Origin of the sequence: Dactylosporangium sucinum (genome assembly GCF_014647515.1) — a bacterium.
Taxonomy (GTDB): Bacteria; Actinomycetota; Actinomycetes; order Mycobacteriales; family Micromonosporaceae; genus Dactylosporangium; species Dactylosporangium sucinum.
In genome coordinates this window covers 1-18,305 of the sequence record NZ_BMPI01000052.1, presented here as the reverse complement: position 1 = coordinate 18,305, position 18,305 = coordinate 1, and the positions used below count along the sequence as shown (strand labels likewise).

The window sequence follows — 18,305 nt, the reverse complement described above, 5'->3', positions numbered from 1 at the left end:
TCGGGTTCAGCTCGCTGTGCATACCGCTGGAACTCACCTACACCTTCATCGACCAGGTGATCGGGGAGCTCGCCGCGCTGACCCCGGGTCCCTACCTGCACATCGGCGGCGACGAGGCGAGCTCCACCGCCGCGGCGGACTACTCGTCCTTCATCAACCGCGCCCAGCAGATCGTCGCCGCGCACGGCAAGACCGTCGTCGGATGGCACGACGTGGCCGACGCGCCGCTGCTGCCCTCGACGGTGGCCCAGTTCTGGGGCACCACCACCAGCGATGCGCCGCTGGCCGCGGCGGTGGCGAGCGGCACCAGGGTGGTCATGTCGCCGGCGAACAAGACGTACCTGGACATGAAGTACCGCAACAACACGAGACTGGGGCAGAAGTGGGCCGGTCTCATCGACGTGAACACGGCGTACGACTGGAACCCGGGTGCCTACCTCACGGGTGCCGGTGAGGCGGCGGTCCTCGGCGTCGAGGCGCCGCTGTGGACGGAGACGATCGTGACCACGGCCGACATCGAGTACATGGCCTTCCCGCGCCTGCCCGCGATCGCCGAGCTGGGCTGGTCGCCCTGGAGCACGCACAACCTCACCGCGTTCAAGCAGCGCCTGGGAGCACAGGGACCGCGCTGGCGCGTCATGGGCATCAACTACTACCACTCGACCCAGGTCACCTGGCCGAGCGGCTCGTAACCCGCCGGCGGAGCCGCAACGTCCCCAGTTTGCGGCTCCGCACACTCGCCGGAGGTGCGAAATGTCACGAAATCGGAAGATTCTTCAACGCGCCCTGACCGCGCTGGTGCTTACCGTGACCTCGGTGCTGAGCATCGGTGCGCTCGGCCCCGGCGGCGCCTCGGCCGCCACCGTGGGCTCGACCGAGCTGACCTCGGGCTGGGCCCTGCGCTCGGCCACCGGCCTGGCCGACACCGGCGCCACGATCTCCCAGGTCGGCTACCCGACCGCCGGCTGGCGTCCGGTCACCCTGCCCTCCACCGTGCTGGCCGGGCTGGTGGCGAACAACGTCTACACCGACATCTACGCCGGCACGAACCTGCAGTCGGTCCCGGACCTGACCGGTCAGGACTGGTGGTACCGCGGCCAGTTCACGGCCGCGGCCGCGAGTCCCGGGCAGGTCTACTGGCTGCGGTTGCAGGGCCTGAGCTACCGGGCGCAGGTCTGGCTCAACGGCACCCAGCTCGACGCCAACGCGGTCGGCACGTTCGTCGCGCACGAGTACAACGTCACCGGCGCCATCGTGCCCGGCGCGCTCAACGCCATCGCGATCCGGGTGACCCCGCCGCGGCACGGCTGCGCCGACCTGTCGGTCTGCACCGTCGACTGGAATCCCGAGGCACCCGACATGAACGCCGGGATCTGGGGCCGCACGTTCGTCGACACGACGGGTCCGGTCGCCGTCCGTGACCCGTACGTCAGAACGGTCCTGCCGCTGCCCGCCACCGGCACGGCCGACCTCACCGTGTACGCCGACGTGATCAACGCGACCGCCGCGCCGGTCACCACGACCGTCGCCGCCACCGTCAGCAAGCCCGGCCAGCCGACGATCACGGTCAACCAGACCGTGACGCTCGCGGCCGGGGAGCGGCGGGAGGTCGTCTTCGACCCCGCCGGTTACCCGCAGCTGCACGTCACCAACCCGGTGCTGTGGTGGCCCTACCAGTTCGGCAGCCCGGAGCTCTATCAGCTCACGACAGTGGCGAGCGTGTCCGGGTCGGCGTCGGACAGCAAGACGATCAACTTCGGCGTACGGCAGTTCACCGACTACCGCACCACGGTGCAGGGCACGTCGTTCGCCGGGTACAAGGTCAACGGGCAGCCGATCCTGTTCCGCGGCGGCGGGTACGTCTGGGACCTGCTGCAACGATGGGACAGCAGGACGAACAAGGCGCACGTCGACTACGTGAAGGGGATGGGCCTCAACACGATCCGGCTGGAGGGGACCCTCGGCAACCAGGAGCTCTACGACCTCGCCGACGCGGCCGGCATCATGATCATGCCGGGATTCGTCTGCTGCAGCGCCTGGGAGAACGACAGCACCTGGACGGCGGAGCAGACGACCGTCGCCCAGGCGTCGCTGAACACCCAGATGCGGGCCCTGCGGGCGCACGCCAGCACGTTCATGTGGAACTACGGCAGCGACATGCCGCCGACGGCGGCGCACCTGACCGCGTACAAGAACATCGCCGCCGCGCTGCACTGGCAGAACCCCACCGTGGACAACGTGGCGACCTGGTCCAACGCCAATGCGGGCATGAAGATGGACGGTCCGTACAAGTGGGAGCCGCCGGTGCTGTGGTGGGACCTCAGCCGCGAGGGCTCGGCGTTCGGCACCACCGGCGAGGAGGGCACCGAGGCGCCGCCGCCGCTGGAGAGCCTCTCACGCTTCCTCACCCCGGCGCAGACCTGGCCGGTCGGCAACGCGGCCTGGAACTACCACGTCGGCCGCGGCGGCAGCGTCTTCGACAACACCGACGTCTACACCAACGCGCTCAACCGGCGCTACGGCACCACGACCAGCGCCGCGGACTACTCGAAGAAGTCCGAGGTGATGAACTACGAGAACACCCGGTCGTTCTTCGAGGCGTGGAGCGCCCGCCAGCACACCCAGTCGTTCGGCAGCATCTGGTGGATGCAGAACAACGCCTGGCCGGCGTTGCACTGGAACCTGTACGACTACTACTTCAAGCCCGGCGGGTCCTTCTACGGCACGAGGAAGGCGACCGAGCCGGTCCACATCGCGTATGACTACTTCACCCGCAACGCCTACGTGGTGAACTCCACCCTCACCGCCCGGACCGGCCTGACCGCCACCGCCACGGTGTACAACATCCCCGACCTGACCCAGAAGTACACCACGAGCGTCGCGGTCACCGCGCCCGCCAACGCGTCCGCGTCGGTGCTGACCCTGCCGTCCGTCGCGGGACTGACGTCGACCTACTTCGTCCGCCTGCAGCTGAAGGACGCGAGCGGCGCGACCGTCAGCAACAACCTCTACTGGTACTCCACCACCCCGGACGCCCTGGGCAACAAGAAGAACTGGTACTCCACCAGCGTCAAGACCTTCGCCAACCTGACCGGGCTGAACAGCCTCGCCGCCAACACCGGCGTCACCACCGGTGTGTCCCGATCGGTCGCCGGCGGGCAGGAGACGGTCACGATCACGCTGACCAATACCAGCCCGACGAACATCGCGTTCTTCCTGCGTCCGGAGGTGACCGCCGGCAATGGCGGAAACGAGGTCGTGCCCGTCTCCTACACCGACAACTACGTCTCGCTGTTCCCGGGCGAGTCGACCCGGATCACGGCGGTCTACGCCACCGCGGACCTGGGCGGGCTGCCCGCCCACCTGCGGGTGCGCGGCTACAACGTCCCGACCGTGTCGGTGCCGGTGCCCTGAGCCGGAACCGGGGGCGGCAGGCCGGCGTCCTGCCGCCCCCGGGCCACGTCCGGTGCTCCAGCCGTCAGCGGAGGGCCGCCGCGCGGTCGAGCACCAGGTCGCGGGCCTCGGCCAGGCCGACGGCGAGCGCGCCGAGCAGCACGGCGTCGGTGCCGAGGGTGGAGACCTCGATGCGGGGCGGGCGCAGCACGACGAGATCGCGGAGCCGCTCGGCGACCGGGGCGGTGAGCAGGTCGCCGGGCTGGCTGCCGACGCCGCCGCCGAGGACGACCAGCTCCGGGTCGAGCACGGCGGTGATCCCGGCGAGGGCGTGACTGACGTGGTCGACCACGCGGGACACGGCCAGCCGCGCGGTCTCCTCGCCGGCGCGGGCGGCGTCGAAGACGTCCTTCGCGGTTGCCGCGTCGTGCAGGCCCAGCCGCCGGGCCAACGCGACCACGCCGTCGGCCGAGGCCACCGATTCGAACATGCCCCGGCGTCGTGCGCCGGGTTCGTCCAGCAGGGGGTCGCCCTCGCCGACCGGCAGGTAGCCGATCTCGCCGGCGGCGCCGCGGAAGCCTCGGTACAGCTTGCCGTCGATCATGATGCCCATGCCGGTGCCGGTGCCGATCGAGACGTAGACGAAGTGCCGCACGCCGCGGCCGAGCCCGTAGGTCGCCTCGCCGACGGCGGCCAGGTCGACGTCGTTCTCCACCACGTACGTCGAGCCGGCGATGCCCGCGAGCCGCTCCACGCTGCCGCGCCGGTCCCAGCCGGGCAGGTTCGGGGCCAGATGCAGGGCGCCGGTCGCCTTGTCGTGGATGCCCGGGGTGCCGAAGACGGCGAGCGTGATGTCGTCGCGCGTGATGCCGGCCTCGGCGGCCAGTTCCCCGGCGAGGCGGGTGAGCTGCGCGACGAGGTCGCGGGCGCGGGTGCCGCGAGACGTTTCGTCCCTGCGCGCGACGACCGTGCCGACCAGGTCGGCAAGACCGACGCGGACGTAGGAGCGGCCGACGTCGACGGCGAAGACCCAGCCCGCCTCGGGACGCACCTCGTAGAGCGCCGCGGAGCGTCCGGCGGCGCCCGCGCGCGTGCCGACCTGGCGCAGGAGCCCGGCGCGTTCGAGGTTGGTGAGCGCCACGGCCACGGTGGGTTTGGACAGCCCGGTCCGCTGGGCCAGCTCGGGTCGCGACACCGTTCCCAGCCGGAAGGTCTCGCCGAACACGGCCCGCTCGTTCATCACCCGCAGCACGCTGGTGGTGCTGGCGGTCCCGGTGGTCTCCACGGGAACAGCCTGCCACACCGCGTTAGGAAAGGTCATTTATCAATTTCGTAAAGGACCTTGCCAACCGGCTGCCGTCGGGCAGAACATGCTCCCGAGAACCCTGCGAGGAAAGGTGCCCCTCCGTGAGAGCCAGATGGTTCGTCGCAGTCGTGGCCGTCGCGGCCACCGTCGTCAGCGGGTGTGGCGGCAGCACCGGGGACAAGCAGGCCGGCGATGACGCGCCGACGATCGCGTTGTTCCTGCCGGAGTCCAAGACGACCCGTTACGAGGCGTTCGACCGGCCGCTGTTCGAGGCCAAGGTGAAGGCGCTGTGCGCCGACTGCAAGCTGCTCTACGCCAACGCCGACCAGGACGCCGCCAAGCAACAGCAGCAGGTGGAGGCCGCACTGGCGGAGGGCGCCGACGTGCTGGTCCTCGACGCCGTCGACGCCGGCGCGGTCGCGTCGCTGGTGAACCAGGCCAAGCAGAAGAAGGTCCCGGTCATCGCGTACGACCGGCTGATCTCCAAGATCTCCTACGAGTACTACGTCTCCTTCAACAACGTCCGCGTCGGCGAGATGCAGGGCCAGGCGCTGCTGGACGCGCTGACCAAGGCCGGGACGGCGGACAAGGGCAAGATCGTCATGCTCAACGGAGCCCCGACCGACCCCAGCTCGGCCGACTACAAGACCGGCGCGCACAACGTCCTCGACGGCAAGGTCCAGATCGGCCGCGAGTTCGACACCCCCGACTGGAGCCCGGACAAGGCCCAGCAGGAGATGGAGCAGGCCATCACCGCGCTCGGCCGGGACGCCATCGTCGGGGTGCTGTCCGCCAACGACGGCATGGCCGGCGGGGCGATCGCGGCGATGAAGCGCGCCGGCTACCCGACCCTGCCGCCGATCACCGGCCAGGACGCCGAACTCGCGGCGGTGCAGCGGATCCTGACCGGCGAGCAGTACATGACCATCTACCTCGACATCCGCCAGGAGGCGGAGAAGTCGGCGGAACTGGCCGTCGCGCTCGCCAAGGGCGAGAAGCCGGCCGCCCCGACGAAGGTCGCCAACGGCACCGCCGACATCCCCGCGTTCCTGCTCGACCCGATCGCGGTCACCGCCGACCGGATCAAGGACACCATCGTCAAGGACGGCTTCTACAAAACGTCGGACATCTGCACCGGCCCGGTCGTCCCGGCGTGCGCCAAGGCGGGAATCCAGTAGTGCTCGCCGCCTCGAACATCAGTAAACGCTACGGTGCGGTCCAGGCTCTGGACGGGGTGAGCCTGGACCTGCCGCCCGGCGAAGTGGTCGCGCTGGTGGGTGACAACGGCGCCGGCAAGTCGACCCTCGTCAAGGTCCTGTCCGGCGTCGTCATCGCCGACGACGGCGTGATCGAGCAGGACGGCCTCCCGGTCCGCATCGCCGGCCCGCACGACGCTCAGCAACTCGGCGTGTCGACCGTCCACCAGGACCTCGCACTCTGCGAGAACCTCGACGTCGTGGGCAACCTGTTCCTCGGCGCCGAACGCCGCCGGTGGACCGTGCTCAACCACATCCGCATGGAACGCTCGGCACGGGACCTGCTGTCCTCGTTGGACGTCCGCATCCGCGACATCCGCGTGCCTGTGGCGATGCTCTCCGGCGGCCAGCGGCAGTCCGTCGCCATCGCCCGGGCGCTCATCGGCGAGCCACGGGTCGTGATCCTCGACGAGCCGACAGCCGCGCTCGGCGTCGAACAGACGGCGCAGGTGCTCGACCTCATCCGCCGCCTGCGCGACCGCGGGCTGGCGGTGCTCGTCATCTCCCACAACCTGGTCGACGTCCGGGCGGTCAGCGACCGGATCGTGGTCCTGCGGCTGGGCCGCAACGCCGGCGACTTCCGCACCGCGGAGTCCACCCCGGAGTCCGTTGTCGCCGCCATCACCGGCGGCGCCGTATGACCACGACGCTCGTCAAGCCGTTGCAACCGTTGCGCGCGGCGGCGCGGACCGACCTCGGCGCATGGCCGGTCGTCGGCGGCCTGATCCTGATCGCGGTCGTGTTCGGGTCCCTCAACGAGCACTTCCTGTCGGCGGAGAACCTCACCAACCTGGCCCTGCAGATGGCGGCCACCGGCACCATCTCGCTCGGCATCATCATGGTGCTCCTGCTGGGCGAGATCGACCTGTCGGCCGGCTCGGTCAGCGGTCTCTGTGCGGTGGTCATGACGATCCTGTACGTCCACCACGCCTGGAACCCGCTGCTCGCGATCGCGGCCGCGCTCGGCTGCGCCGCACTGATCGGCCTGCTGCACGGCTGGATGCTCACCAAACTGCGAATGCCCTCATTCGTCGTCACGCTCGCCGGGCTGATCGGCTGGCAGGGCTTGATGCTGTACCTGTTGGGCCGGGGCGGGACGATCAACCTGCCGTTCGAGGGGTTTCTCGCGCGGCTGAGCGACACCTGGCTGCCGCCGTGGGCGGGATGGCTGCTGGCCGCGCTCATCGTGGCCGGCTGGAGCGCCGGCTCCCTGGTCGACCGGCGGTTGCGCCGCGAGGCCGACCTGCCGGTCGGCTCCGGCCTGTGGCCGGCGCTGCGACTGGCCGGTCTCGCCGGCGTCCTCGCCGTGGCGGTGCTCGTCCTGTCGGCCGACCGCGGGGTGCCGTTGCTGCTCGTCATCTTCGGCGCCCTCGTCGTGGGCCTCGACCTGACCCTTCGGCACACCGTCTTCGGCCGGCACATGTACGCGGTCGGCGGCAACGCCGAAGCGGCCCGACGGGCCGGCATCAACGTCACCCGGATCCGGGTCCTGGCCTTCACCGCCGCGTCCACCCTGGCCGCGTTCGGCGGGATGCTCGCCGCCAGCAGGCTCGCCGCGGTCAACCAGAGCTCCGGCGGCAGCGACACCCTGCTCATGGCGATCGCCGCGGCGGTCATCGGCGGCACGTCGTTGTTCGGCGGGCGGGGCCGGGCCTACGCCGCGCTGCTGGGCATCCTGGTGATCCAGTCGATCACCAACGGCATGCTGCTGCTGAGCGTCGACTCCTCGGTGCGGTACATGGTGACCGCCGCGGTGCTCGCCGTCGCCGTGGCGATCGACTCGCTCGTACGACGAGGACAGCCAAAGTGACGCGGCACGTGCTGGCGATCGACTTCGGTGGCACCAAGGTCGCACTGGGAACGGCGGCTGTCGACGCGCTCGACGCCCGCCCGTACACCACGATGCGGTTGCGCACCGACGGTGCCGGGGGCGCGCTCCAGGTCGTGGAGCGCGCCCTCACCGCCGGGCGGCAACTGCTCAGCACCCCGGCGGCGGTGGGCGTCTCGACCTTCGGCGTGGTCCGCGACGACGTGGTCCGGCTGGCTCCGAACGTGCCCGGATGGGACGGCCTGGCCTTGCCCGGGCTCCTGCGCGCCGAGTTCGGCGACACCCCCGTCGCGATCGACAACGACGTCAACGCCGGCGCCGCCGCCGAACTGCGCTGGGGCGCCCTCCGCGGCGTTGACGTCGGTCTCTACATCAACCTGGGCACCGGACTCGCCGCCGCCCTCGTGGCCGGTGGCCGGGTCCTGCCCGGAGCCCACGGCGCGGCGGGCGAGATCGGCTACCTGCGCGACTCCGCCTCCGCACCCACCTTCGCCGACGGCCACGCCCCGCTGGAAGAGACGGTCTCCGGCAGCGCGCTGGCCAGCCGTGGCTCGGCCCTGCTGGGCCGGGAGGTGACCGCCGCCGAACTGTTCGACCTGCAGACCGAACCGGGCGTGGGCGAGCTGCTCAACGAGGCGGTGGACACGGTGTCGCGGACCATCGCCAACCTCTGCGTCGTCCTCGACCCGCAACGAGTCGTCATCGGCGGCGGGCTGATGGGCGCCGCCCCCTTCATCCTCCCGCGGGTGGCGGCGGCCCTCACCCGCTCGGTGCCCTTCCCGCCACAGCTGACGACCGCCAGCTTCGTCGACGATGCCCCGCTCATCGGCGCGCTGGCCATGGCCCTGGCCGCCGCCCGGTAACCCCCGGCCCCCACCTCGTCGATCTTGCAGTTGTGGTGCCCGCCAAACCGGGGCATTCCGGGAGTGTCGTGGCACCACAACTGCAAGATCGACGCGTGGTTGGCCGGCGCGCTCAGGTCGGGGGGTCGCCGAAGCCGAGCCAGGTGACCCGGTGGCCCTGCTCGTCGTGGACGACCTGCAGCCGGAGGCGGGACACGCCGTACACCGTGTCCCACAACGACATCAGGCTCGTCCGCCGCCCGTCCTGGACCGTGCTGATCAGGTCCGGCGGGATGCGCTGGGGCGGCATGAGCAGCGGGATCGCGTAGGACTCCACGACCTCGCGCAGGTGGTCGGCCGACCAGCCGGCGCTGCCGAGCCGCTCCTCGAGGGTCTTGTACCAGCCGCGCACCAGGTCCTGGACGATCGTGGCCAGTTCGAATCGGACCGATTGCGGGAGATCGGCGGCGGTCGGTGGCCCCCACGGCGCCGGGCGGAGGGCGGCGGCCGGGATCGCGGTCAGCCGGCCGCGCTGGATCTCCGGGATGGCGCCCAGTTCGAGCAGGGGGCCGTTGAGGTGCTCGTCCAGCGCGGCGAGGACCTGCATGGTGCCCAGCAGCATCGCCTTCAGGGTCGGCGAGCCGGCCCGGGCCCAGGCGTTGAGCTGGAAGACCAGGAACTCGCGCAGCTTCAGCGGGTCGACCTGGATCTCGTCGGACTCCGGCCCGACGATGCCGCTGGAGCGGCGGATCCAGCGCTCCAGCACGCGCACCTGCACGCAGAACATGTCGGCCACGGGCTCGCCGGGCTCCCAGAACGCGATGCCGTCGACGTACGCGGTCGTGCCCACACTGCACCCTATCCCGGTAACTTTCACACCCGCGCCGCGCGCCCCTCCGCTTGAGTTTGACGTCCGTCAATGCATAGCACTAGCTTCCGGCGTCGAAGCGGTTCGACTCTCCCATCGGAAGGGAAGCGTCCATGCGGAAACGTCATCTTGCTCTGTCCGTCGCGGCGGCGGTCGCGGTGACCACGACCGGGGTCACGGTGGTCGCGCTGCCCGCGTCGGCCGCGGCCGGGTGCCGGGTCGCGTACTCGGTGGCCAGGGTCAGCGCCTGGACGCTCACCTGGTCCTACGCCGCCGGCCAGCAGGTCACCCAGGCCTGGAACGCCACCGTGACCCAGAGCGGGTCCCAGGTCACGGCCCGCAATGCGGGCTACAACGGGTCGATCGCCACCAACGGGACGGCCTCGTTCGGGTTCAACGGGTCGTGGACCGGCAGCAATCCGGTACCGGCGAGCTTCAACCTCAACGGCACGGCCTGCACCGGCAGTGTGAGCACGACCAGTCCGACGCCGTCGAGGACTCCTTCGAGCTCGCCACCCCCGAGTGGTACCGGCGTGCCGTCCGACGCCGTCTGGGTGGCCAGCGGTCAGTGGGACACCTGGACGAACGGCGGCTTCACCGTGCGGAACAACATCTGGGGCTCCGGCGCCGGGCCGCAGACGATCTGGGCCCGCACCGGCACCAACTGGGGCGTCGTCGCCCAGCACCCGCGCACGAGCGGTGTGAAGGCGTACCCGCACACGTCGAAGATCCTCAACCGGACCCTGAGCTCCCTGGGCTCGCTGCGCAGCTCGTTCAACGTGACCGTGGCCAGTGACGGGGACTACGCGACCGCGTACGACATCTGGGCCAACAACTACGCCTACGAGGTCATGATCTGGTGCAACCAGAACGGCGCCGTCGGGCCGATCGCCGAGTCCTACGACGCCAACGGCGCGGTGCCCAACGCTCGCAACGTCAGCGTCGGCGGCCACACCTGGAACGTCTACCGGGGTTCCAACGGCAGCAACGCGGTCTTCTCCTTCGTGCGTACCAGCAAGACCAACGCCGGCACCATCGACGTGCTCGCGGTGCTGAACTGGCTGCGGACGCAGAACTGGTGGGGCGACGTCAACGTCGGCGACGTCCAGTTCGGCTTCGAGCTCACCGGCACCGCCGGCCGGGCCAACTTCACCACGAACAGCTACTCGCTGGACTACAGCTGAACCCTGAGGTGAAGAGCGGGGTCGGTCCCCGATGCGTCTAGGACGTCCGCGCGGCCATCCTTGAGACATCCCAAGAGGACAAGGAGACATCGAGATGGAAACCGTGTACGGCGCGATGCGTCAGCAGGGTCTGGTCCGCCCGACCGAGGGCCGGCTGCTCGGCGGCGTCATCGCCGGGCTCGGCCGCCGGTTCGGCATCGACCCGTGGCCGGCGCGGCTGTTGTTCCTGCTGATCCTGCTGGCCATCCCGGGCAGCCAGATCCTGATCTACCCGATCCTGTGGATCCTGATGCCGGCCGAGCAGCGGGCCGCGGCGCCGACGGTCGTCTCCGCGTAGCGTCGAAAAGCAGAGCGGGCCGGGGCATGAGTGCCCCGGCCCGCTTTTTTCGAGCGGTCCTACGGGGCCGGGTAGTCCGTGATGAACACCGGCGCGCCGATCTTGGTGGTGTCCGCCGCCTCGCCCACGCCGTTGACGACGTGGTCGATGACGCCGGCGCTGAGGTTGACGGTCATGATGTGGTGCAGCTTCACGCCGGGACGGTTCGGGACCTCGAAGCCGTTCTCGGTGTGGATCGACGGGTTGTTCTGGTTGAAGACGTAGACGCCCGCCCCGTAGAGGTTGTGCGTCCGCACCTTGTCGCCGACCTTGTAACCCGCGTAGCCCTTGACGCTGCCGTTCATCCAGTCGGCCTGCGTCGGCGGGTCGTAGGGCAGCTCGTTCTGGTACAGGATCGTCGTGCCCTTGTCGCCGTTCCAGACGGTGTTGTACTTCTGGAAGTGCTCGACGAAGAGGCCGGTCGCGGTGACGTTGTCGCCGTTGATGACGGCGCCGTAGCGACCGATGTTGGTCCGCCAGCGCTGGGTGTCGCCGTTCACGCCCTCGGTGAAGCCCTCGACGCCGTGGTCACCGCGCCACACCCAGGTGTGGTCGATCAGCACGTTGTCGCTGTTCACCTGCAGGGCGGTGTCGGCCTTGCCGATGTGCGGGCCGCCGACGCGGAAGTACACGTCGGAGAGCGTGGTCGGGTTGCCCGGGTCGCTGAAGTTGAGCCCGTGCTCCTTGCCGACGCGCAGCAGGACGGGCGACTCCTTGGTCCCGGCGTCGATCGCGACACCGGCGATGACGACACCGGGGACGCCGGCGACGTCGAGCGGGATCGAGCCGTTGACCGCGGTCAGCGTGGCCAGGCCCAGGCCGAGGACGACCTGGTTGGGCCAGCGGACCTCGATGCTGCGCGGGATGTCGTAGACGCCCGGGGTGAGCAGGAGGTGCTTGCCCAGGGTCAGGGCCAGGTTGATCTTCGTGATCGAGTCGCCCGGCTTGGCGACGTAGAAGTCCGACAGCGGGATGCTGCGGCCGGGCGTCATGCCGTTGGCCCAGCTGACGCCGCTGGTGTTCTTCTGCGCCGACGGCACGCGGACGAAGTACTTGCCCTTGGCGTCGACGTAGACGTACGGCTTCTCCCGGCTGATCGGCGTGGTGGCCAGGGTCGTGTACGGCGTCGCCGGGAAGCCGGACTCGTCCGGAGCACCGACCACGCCGGAGAAGACCTGGTTCCACACGGCGTTGGACCAGCCTGCGACCTCGGAGTTGCGGGTCAGCCACTGCTGCTGCGAGCCGCTGACCACGAACGGCAGCTTCGAGTCGGCGATGAAGCCGCCGCTGGCGTACTGCGGGCCGGCCGTGCAGTAGTCCATCAGCGACAGGTTCGCGCCGGTGATGTTGAGCCGGCGCATCGACACCGCCTGGGACACGGCCCAGAAGTTGGCCGAGCCGCGGCAGCCGTCCTGCCCCGCCGAGTTGATGTTGATCGACAGGTTGGACAGGCCGCGCCAGAAGTTCACCAGCGCGAGGCAGTTGCTGGTGCCGCCGTCGGCGAGGCAGCGGTTGTACACCTCGACCTTGCCATTGATGAGCACGTCCGTCGGCGCGGCGCCGAGGCCGATGATCTCGGTGTAGTACCCGACCTTGATCTGCAGCGGCTGCTCAGCCGTGCCGTACGTGCCGGGCTTGAACATGAAGGCGTAGCGGTTCGGCGCCATCTCGGCGTCGACCTGCGCCGCGTGGGTGGCGTCGAGCTTCGCCTGGATCTCGCTGACCGGCATGCTCGGGTCGAACACGGTCACGTTCGGACCGAAGGTCGAGCCGCCGGAGGGTGGCGGGGATGCCGCGGCGGCCGTTGCGGTGCCGGCGGCGACGGTCGTCAGCACAAGGCTGAGCGCGAGGGCCCGGCCGATGAGCCGGCGCCCGGGGCGCAACCTCGCTGGACCGTGGCGGCCCTGGGTAGGGGTCGTCATGCGGATCGTCCTCTCCGCTGGGCGGCAGCGTTCATTGGACAGGGGTGCTGAAACACGCTGGAGAGTGTGAGAGCGCTCTCTCCGTTGGATGTTTCTACCGCGTGAATCCGCTGAGCGCTATGGCCTGGAGGGATCTATCTCGCGGCCGGCCTGCAACCCGCCCGGATGGCGGCGCATTGGGGTATTTTTGGGCGTCACTGTGGAGCGCTTCCACGCCCATCAAAGCCGCTGGATGCCGCCTCGGCGGGCGTCGAGATCGGCGAGCAGGGCTTCGAGGGTCGCGGGGTCGGCCCAGCCGTTCACGGCGATGCTGCCGTCCGCCGTCACGGTGATCTCGAGGCGGTCGGGGGTTTCCCCGAGGGCGTCGAGCATCTCCGGGAAGCGGTCGGTCAGCAGCAGGAACTCCTGGTTGGTCGAGCCGACCCAGGGGCGCACCGCGTCGAGGCGGTCGGCCAGGAACGGGCCCGCGACCAGAAGGTCGGTCGCGTCGAGGAGGGCCCGGACGTCGGCGCGGCCCTGGTCGACGGCTCGGTGCAGCTGGGCCGTGGTGTAGCCGGTGAAGGTCATGACCGAGCGGCCGGCCTCGGCGACCGCGCCGGCCACCTCGGCCAGCGGGGCGGCGTGGTCGAAGGGCTCGCCGCCGAGCAGGGTCAGGCCCGCCGTGCCCGTCGCGAGGATGCGGGCGGCCAGGTCGGCGGTCGCCACGGGGTCGGCCGGGTGGAAGCCCCACATGTGCGGGTTGAAGCAGCCCGGGCAGCGGATGGAGCAGCCCTGGACCCAGATCGCGGTGCGCTCGCCCGGGCCCTCGGCGTTCGTCGAGGGCAGGAAGCGGGCGAGCGGCACCCGGCCGGGGTCGGCCGCCGGCCGCGGCAGCTGGTCGGCGTCGATCGCGGGGCGCGGGGTCCGGTCGGGATCAGACATCCATGACGCGTCCGGGGATCGGCGGCGGCCCCGACGGTGGCGACGGCGGCGCGGACGGCGGTGGGGATGACGCCCACGGGCTGCGGTCCGGCGGGGGGCAGGTCAGCTGGTGGCGCAGGCCCGCGAACTGGTGCGGCGGGAGGTTCAGGGCGAGCGCGAACTCCTCCAGGCTGCCGAAGCCGGACCGGGCCTGGCGCTCGATCAGGATCCGGTGGGCGACCTCGGGGCCGATGGCGGGGAGCGCGGCAAGCTGCTCGTACGTCGCCGTGTTGACGTCCAGGGGGCCCGCCGGGGCGGCCCAGGTCGGCGCCGGGGCCAGACCGACGGGCTCGGCATACCAGGGGACGTAGTTCGCCCGCCAGCGCAGCCAGGCGGAGTTGATCAGGCCGGCGTGGACGATGCTGGCGAGCCAGGTCAGCAGCCATAGGGCGGCGCCGACACTGGCCAGGTAGTGGTCCTGCGGGACCGCGACGACGACGATGAAGCAGGCCCAGCTGAGGACCAGATACCCGACGCCGGAGACCCACCACGACGGGCGGCGAGCGCGGAAGCCGATGTAGAGGAAGCCGACGCCGGAGAAGCAGCCCACGCCGAGGAGCGAGAGCAGCAGCCACCAGCTGTGCCGGACGCGCCAGCCCAGGCTGGCCGCGGGGCTGGACTGCGGCCGCGGCGGCACGACCCAGCCGGCCTGCGGCGCCCCGCTGCCGAAACCGCCGTCAGGCCCGTTCAATGTTCCGATCCTGCTGAGCGGTCTGGACCTGGGCCGTGGTGGTGCGGGTGTAGTCCGCGGTGTACGTGCTGTCGACCGTCCTGGCCTCCAGGAGGTCCTCCAGCACCGCGATGTAGTCCAGGCAGGCGCCGCCGTGGACGCCCTCGGTCTGGGCGTTGACGGTGCCGTCGCTGGACACCGTCACGATGATGCGCGGGCGGTCGGCCATCATGCCGCTCCGTCGACCGCGAAGACCAGGCGCACCTCGTTGGCCGGGGTCACCGTCTCCGACTCCAGCCGCAGGCCGGCCGCCGGGGCCCGCTCGCGCAGGCGCTGGAGCACGGCCTGCTGGACCTGGCGGCCGTACGCGGCGTCGATCGCCCGCACGATGTCGACCGCCCGCTGCTCGTCGACCTCGCCGGTGAAGTGGGCGGACCAGATGCCGTCCGCGCCGCGCGCGAGGCGGGCCTGGACGCCGCTCCACTCGGCGCGGATCTCCTGGTCGGTGCCGCTGACGACCGCGCTGGTGTCGTGCAGGGCCGCGGTGAGCAGCGTGGTGTCCCGCATGCGGGTCTGGACCTGGCAGACGACCCGGTTCTGCTCGTCGCGGCCCTGCCGCAGGCCGTGTGCGGCGCTCACCGCGGCCACGGCCAGCGGCACGAGAATCAAGGACACGCTCATCGGCTACCTCCTGACAACGGAAACGCAAGGACTCGGCCGCCCGTGCCGGGCGCCCGGCCCGCCGGGCCCTGGTCCTGGTCCTCGGATGCGGTGGCGGCCACCGCCCGCGTCTCGGCCCAGTCGCGGATCGCGGCGAGCCGCTCGGCCTGGGTGACGCTCAACGGCACCATGTTGGCGGTGGCCCGCACCAGGTCGTCGTAGCGCAGCTCGCGGCGCTCCGCGAACGCGTCGAACAGGCCGGCGACGACCGCCTGCTCGATCTCGGCCCCGGAGTAGCCGGCGCTGAGATCGCACAACCGGTGCACCGCCGCCTCGTCCAGCGGGACGGACGCACGCCGGGCCACGTGGAGCCGCCAGATCGCCGCCCGCTCGGCACGCGTCGGCAGGCCGACGAAGAAGATCTCATCGAAGCGGCCCTTGCGCAACAGCTCGGGCGGCAGCCGCTCGATGTCGTTGGCGGTCGCCATCACGAAGACCGCCTTGCTCTTCTCCTGCATCCAGGTGAGGAACGTGCTGAAAACCCGCGAGGTGGTGCCGGAGTCGCCGGTGGACGCCGAGAAGCCCTTCTCGATCTCGTCGATCCACAGCACGCAGGGCGCGGTGGCCTCGGCGATGCGGATCGCGGTGCGCATGTTCTCCTCGCTCGACCCGACGATCCCGGAGAACACCCGTCCGACGTCGAGCCGCAGCAGCGGCAACCCCCAGGCGGCGGCGACGGCCTTGGCGGTCAGCGACTTGCCGCAGCCGGGCACGCCGGTGATGAGCACGCCGCGGGGCGCCGGCAGCCCATACCGCGCGGCCTCCGCCAGCCACGTGTTGTCGCGCTTGGCGAGCCAGCGTTTGAGGGTCTGCAGTCCGCCGACGTCGGCCAGGTCGACGTCCGCGTCGACGAGCTCCAGCAGCCCGGACTTGCGCACGGTCTGCCGCTTCTCCTCGAGCACGATCATGACGTCGTGGATGTCGAGCACCTGGTCGTTGACCATGGCCCGGGCGAAGGCGTTCTCCGCCTCCTGCAGCGTCAGCCCGACCGCCGCCTTGGCGAACCGCTCCCGGCCGGCGTCGTCGAGGTCGATGCGGATCCGGCCGGTCGCCGCGTTGTCGGCGATCAGGGTGTCGAGCAGCTCGCGGATCTCCCGCTCGGTCGGGTGCGGGAAGTCCACGATCGTGACGTCCTTCTGCAGCTCGACCGGCAGCCGCAGCACCGGTGACACGAGCAGCAGCGTGCGGGGCACGTGCCCGGCCTTGAACGCCGCCGCGGCGTCGCGGACCCGCCGGACGACGACCGGGTCACCCGGGCGGTCGGCGGTGCCCAGCGCCGGGTGCAGGTCCACGAAGACGAACACGGCCGGCTCGTTGATCCGCAGCACCGCCTCCAGCGCGGCCTGCGGCTCCGTCGTGCCCCGCCGCGCCGTGCCGTCGGGCTGGACCAGCCCCTCGCTCGCCGACCAGATCCACACCGGCCGCGGCGTGCGCAGCTGGGTCGCGTCGCCGACCACCCGGCCGACCTCGGTGACGACCCGCTGCTCCTCGTACGACTCGACATACAGGACGGGGAACCGCGCCTTGAGCAGCTGCGCGAGGTTGCTGCGGAAATCCCCGGCCATCCGCACGACTGTAACAACCCCCCGCCAGCTCCGAGGTCCTACGAAGCGACCACCCGATGCTGGTCCAGGTGGCTCATCACCGCCTGGTTGGCCTCCCAGCCGTCCGGGAACTTGACCACCTCGTTGAGGTACATGCGACCGGTCGACGGGTGGGCGTCGAGCAGCTCGGCGATGCCGGCCCGGGCGACCGCGACGCACGCGTGGCGGTGACGGGAGGCCAGCACGCACAGCCGGCCCGCCTCCAGGTGGAACGCGGTCGCGTCGCGGCGGCCGGACAGGGGGTGCCAGACGATCGTCACGTCGTACTCGCGGCCCTGCAGCCGGTTGGCCGTGTCGACGGTGATGCCCGAGTGCTCCGGCAGGTAGTGCCGCACGGCCGCGGCCTGGTCGCGGTGCGCGGTGCCGATCGCGATCCGCTGCGGCCCCACCGGCGCGCCGCCGGGCGCCTTCTCGGACACGGCGACCGCGCCGCGCTCCAGCAGCCGCAGCGCCAGCAGCGCGCACGCCTTGGCCACCTCGGTGTCGGTGCGCATGCTGTGCCGGGCGGGAAGCTCGTGCAGCGCCCACCCGGTCGCGGCGGCGGTGGCCAGGGTCGCGTCGAGCGGCGACGCGCCGAACGCCCGCGTGGCGAACTCCATCGAGCGTTCTTCCCGTGTGGTACCGGATGTGAAGCCCGTGAACGGGTAGAACGCCTTGGACACGACGGGCGCCGCCGTCGCCGGCAGCCGCCACGACACCGGCAGGCGGTGCACCGGCACGTGCGGGTTGTGGCGCAGGAGCACCGCCACCGCGCTCAGCTGCGGATCCCAGGACAGCCCGGCCCAGCGCTCGGTCTCCACCGTCGAGAACGGGTCGAGCTGGCCGGGATCGCCCACGAACAGCGTGCGCTCGAACCGCCCGGCGACGCGCAGCAGTGCGTCGGAGCGCATCTGGTACGCCTCGTCGACGATCGCCCACGGCCAGGAGCCCTCGGTCAGCGTGGCCCACTTGGCGGCGGTACCGATGATGACGCGGCATCCGCCGAGGCCGGCCACGGCGGAGTCCACCTGCACGTTGGGGTGGCCGGAGATGCGCGCCACGGGGACGTACCCCTGCGCCGACAGCCGCCCGACCGGCAGCTCCGGCGCCGCCGCGGCCAGGTTGGCGACCAGGTCGTCGACCTGCTCGTTCGTCTGGGCGACCACGGCCAGGGGTTCGCCGGTGGCGGCGATGTGCCGGGCGGCCCGCACGACCAGGGTCGACTTGCCGGCGCCGGGCGGCGAGTCGACGACGACCCCGCGCGCCGGCCCGTCGAACAGGTCGGCCATGACGGCCGGGAAGATGTCACCGGTCATGCGTCCTCCGCTTCGCTCCGGACCGGTCATGCGTCCTCCGCTTCGCTCCGGCCGCATGCCTTCCAAACTGAGCCCACGATG

General features: G+C 71.1%; 17 protein-coding genes. 8 read left to right on the top strand and 9 right to left on the bottom strand.

Annotation, left to right across the window (positions count from 1 at the left end; translation table 11 throughout):
- A partial coding sequence (locus tag IEZ31_RS57180) for a family 20 glycosylhydrolase (protein ID WP_229836314.1) occupies window positions 1-692 on the top strand: 692 nt, incomplete at its 5' end.
- 124 nt (window positions 693-816) lie between these two features.
- Window positions 817-3,414: a glycoside hydrolase family 2 protein gene (locus tag IEZ31_RS39200; RefSeq protein WP_190255173.1), complete on the top strand. Its 2,598-nt coding sequence runs from the start codon at window positions 817-819 to the stop codon at window positions 3,412-3,414.
- A 64-nt stretch (window positions 3,415-3,478) separates the two neighbouring features.
- On the opposite strand, the gene IEZ31_RS39195 is transcribed toward IEZ31_RS39200, so the two are convergent.
- A complete protein-coding gene (locus IEZ31_RS39195; protein WP_190255172.1) occupies window positions 3,479-4,678 on the bottom strand; it encodes an ROK family transcriptional regulator in 1,200 nt (399 codons plus the stop codon).
- A gap of 122 nt (window positions 4,679-4,800) precedes the next feature.
- Between IEZ31_RS39195 and IEZ31_RS39190 the strand changes: the two genes are divergently transcribed.
- The 4 genes from IEZ31_RS39190 to IEZ31_RS39175 are packed head-to-tail and all read left to right on the top strand — an operon-like array spanning window position 4,801 to window position 8,646.
- Window positions 4,801-5,877: a sugar ABC transporter substrate-binding protein gene (locus tag IEZ31_RS39190; protein WP_190255171.1), complete on the top strand. Its 1,077-nt coding sequence runs from the start codon at window positions 4,801-4,803 to the stop codon at window positions 5,875-5,877.
- A gap of 56 nt (window positions 5,878-5,933) precedes the next feature.
- A complete protein-coding gene (locus IEZ31_RS39185; RefSeq protein WP_229836313.1) occupies window positions 5,934-6,596 on the top strand; it encodes an ATP-binding cassette domain-containing protein in 663 nt (220 codons plus the stop codon).
- A complete protein-coding gene (locus IEZ31_RS39180; RefSeq protein WP_190255169.1) occupies window positions 6,593-7,765 on the top strand; it encodes a sugar ABC transporter permease in 1,173 nt (390 codons plus the stop codon). The genes IEZ31_RS39185 and IEZ31_RS39180 overlap by 4 nt, the downstream gene beginning before the upstream one ends.
- Window positions 7,762-8,646 carry an ROK family protein gene (locus IEZ31_RS39175; RefSeq protein ID WP_190255168.1) on the top strand — a complete coding sequence of 295 codons (885 nt, stop codon included), beginning with the start codon at window positions 7,762-7,764 and terminating at the stop codon, window positions 8,644-8,646. Before IEZ31_RS39180 ends, IEZ31_RS39175 begins: the two co-directional genes overlap by 4 nt.
- A gap of 112 nt (window positions 8,647-8,758) precedes the next feature.
- Here IEZ31_RS39175 and IEZ31_RS39170 read toward each other — a convergent pair whose 3' ends face one another.
- Window positions 8,759-9,475, bottom strand: coding sequence for a DUF6086 family protein (locus tag IEZ31_RS39170; RefSeq protein ID WP_190255167.1), 717 nt, complete (start codon window positions 9,473-9,475; stop codon window positions 8,759-8,761).
- A gap of 131 nt (window positions 9,476-9,606) precedes the next feature.
- Here IEZ31_RS39170 and IEZ31_RS58970 point away from each other — a divergent pair, with 131 nt between their 5' ends.
- Window positions 9,607-10,677 (top strand): cellulose binding domain-containing protein, encoded by a 1,071-nt coding sequence (locus tag IEZ31_RS58970; protein WP_190255166.1) that lies wholly within the window; start codon window positions 9,607-9,609, stop codon window positions 10,675-10,677.
- Window positions 10,678-10,771: 94 nt separating this feature from the next.
- Window positions 10,772-11,014, top strand: coding sequence for a PspC domain-containing protein (locus IEZ31_RS39160; protein WP_190255165.1), 243 nt, complete (start codon window positions 10,772-10,774; stop codon window positions 11,012-11,014).
- Between the two features lie 59 nt (window positions 11,015-11,073).
- Here IEZ31_RS39160 and IEZ31_RS39155 read toward each other — a convergent pair whose 3' ends face one another.
- The 7 genes from IEZ31_RS39155 to IEZ31_RS39125 all read right to left on the bottom strand — a co-directional run bounded on the left by IEZ31_RS39155 (window position 11,074) and on the right by IEZ31_RS39125 (window position 18,224).
- Window positions 11,074-12,975: a pectate lyase-like domain-containing protein gene (locus IEZ31_RS39155; RefSeq protein WP_229836311.1), complete on the bottom strand. Its 1,902-nt coding sequence runs from the start codon at window positions 12,973-12,975 to the stop codon at window positions 11,074-11,076.
- Window positions 12,976-13,194: 219 nt separating this feature from the next.
- The gene (locus tag IEZ31_RS39150) at window positions 13,195-13,896 is read right to left on the bottom strand and encodes a 4Fe-4S single cluster domain-containing protein (RefSeq protein ID WP_190255164.1); all 702 of its coding nucleotides are present in this window, start codon (window positions 13,894-13,896) and stop codon (window positions 13,195-13,197) included.
- On the bottom strand, window positions 13,889-14,626 hold the full coding sequence (locus IEZ31_RS39145; RefSeq protein WP_190255163.1) for a ComEA family DNA-binding protein: 738 nt from the start codon (window positions 14,624-14,626) through the stop codon (window positions 13,889-13,891). The genes IEZ31_RS39150 and IEZ31_RS39145 overlap by 8 nt, the downstream gene beginning before the upstream one ends.
- On the bottom strand, window positions 14,613-14,837 hold the full coding sequence (locus IEZ31_RS39140; protein WP_229836309.1) for a DUF2997 domain-containing protein: 225 nt from the start codon (window positions 14,835-14,837) through the stop codon (window positions 14,613-14,615). The genes IEZ31_RS39145 and IEZ31_RS39140 overlap by 14 nt, the downstream gene beginning before the upstream one ends.
- Entirely contained in the window at window positions 14,834-15,286 is a 453-nt protein-coding gene (locus IEZ31_RS39135) for a hypothetical protein (RefSeq protein WP_190255162.1), read from the bottom strand. Before IEZ31_RS39135 ends, IEZ31_RS39140 begins: the two co-directional genes overlap by 4 nt.
- Window positions 15,283-16,890, bottom strand: coding sequence for a Ycf46 family AAA ATPase (locus IEZ31_RS39130; RefSeq protein WP_190255161.1), 1,608 nt, complete (start codon window positions 16,888-16,890; stop codon window positions 15,283-15,285). Before IEZ31_RS39130 ends, IEZ31_RS39135 begins: the two co-directional genes overlap by 4 nt.
- A 38-nt stretch (window positions 16,891-16,928) precedes the next feature.
- Complete coding sequence (locus tag IEZ31_RS39125) at window positions 16,929-18,224, bottom strand: AAA family ATPase (protein WP_190255160.1); 1,296 nt, start codon at window positions 18,222-18,224, stop codon at window positions 16,929-16,931.
- Window positions 18,225-18,305 lie beyond the last annotated feature (81 nt).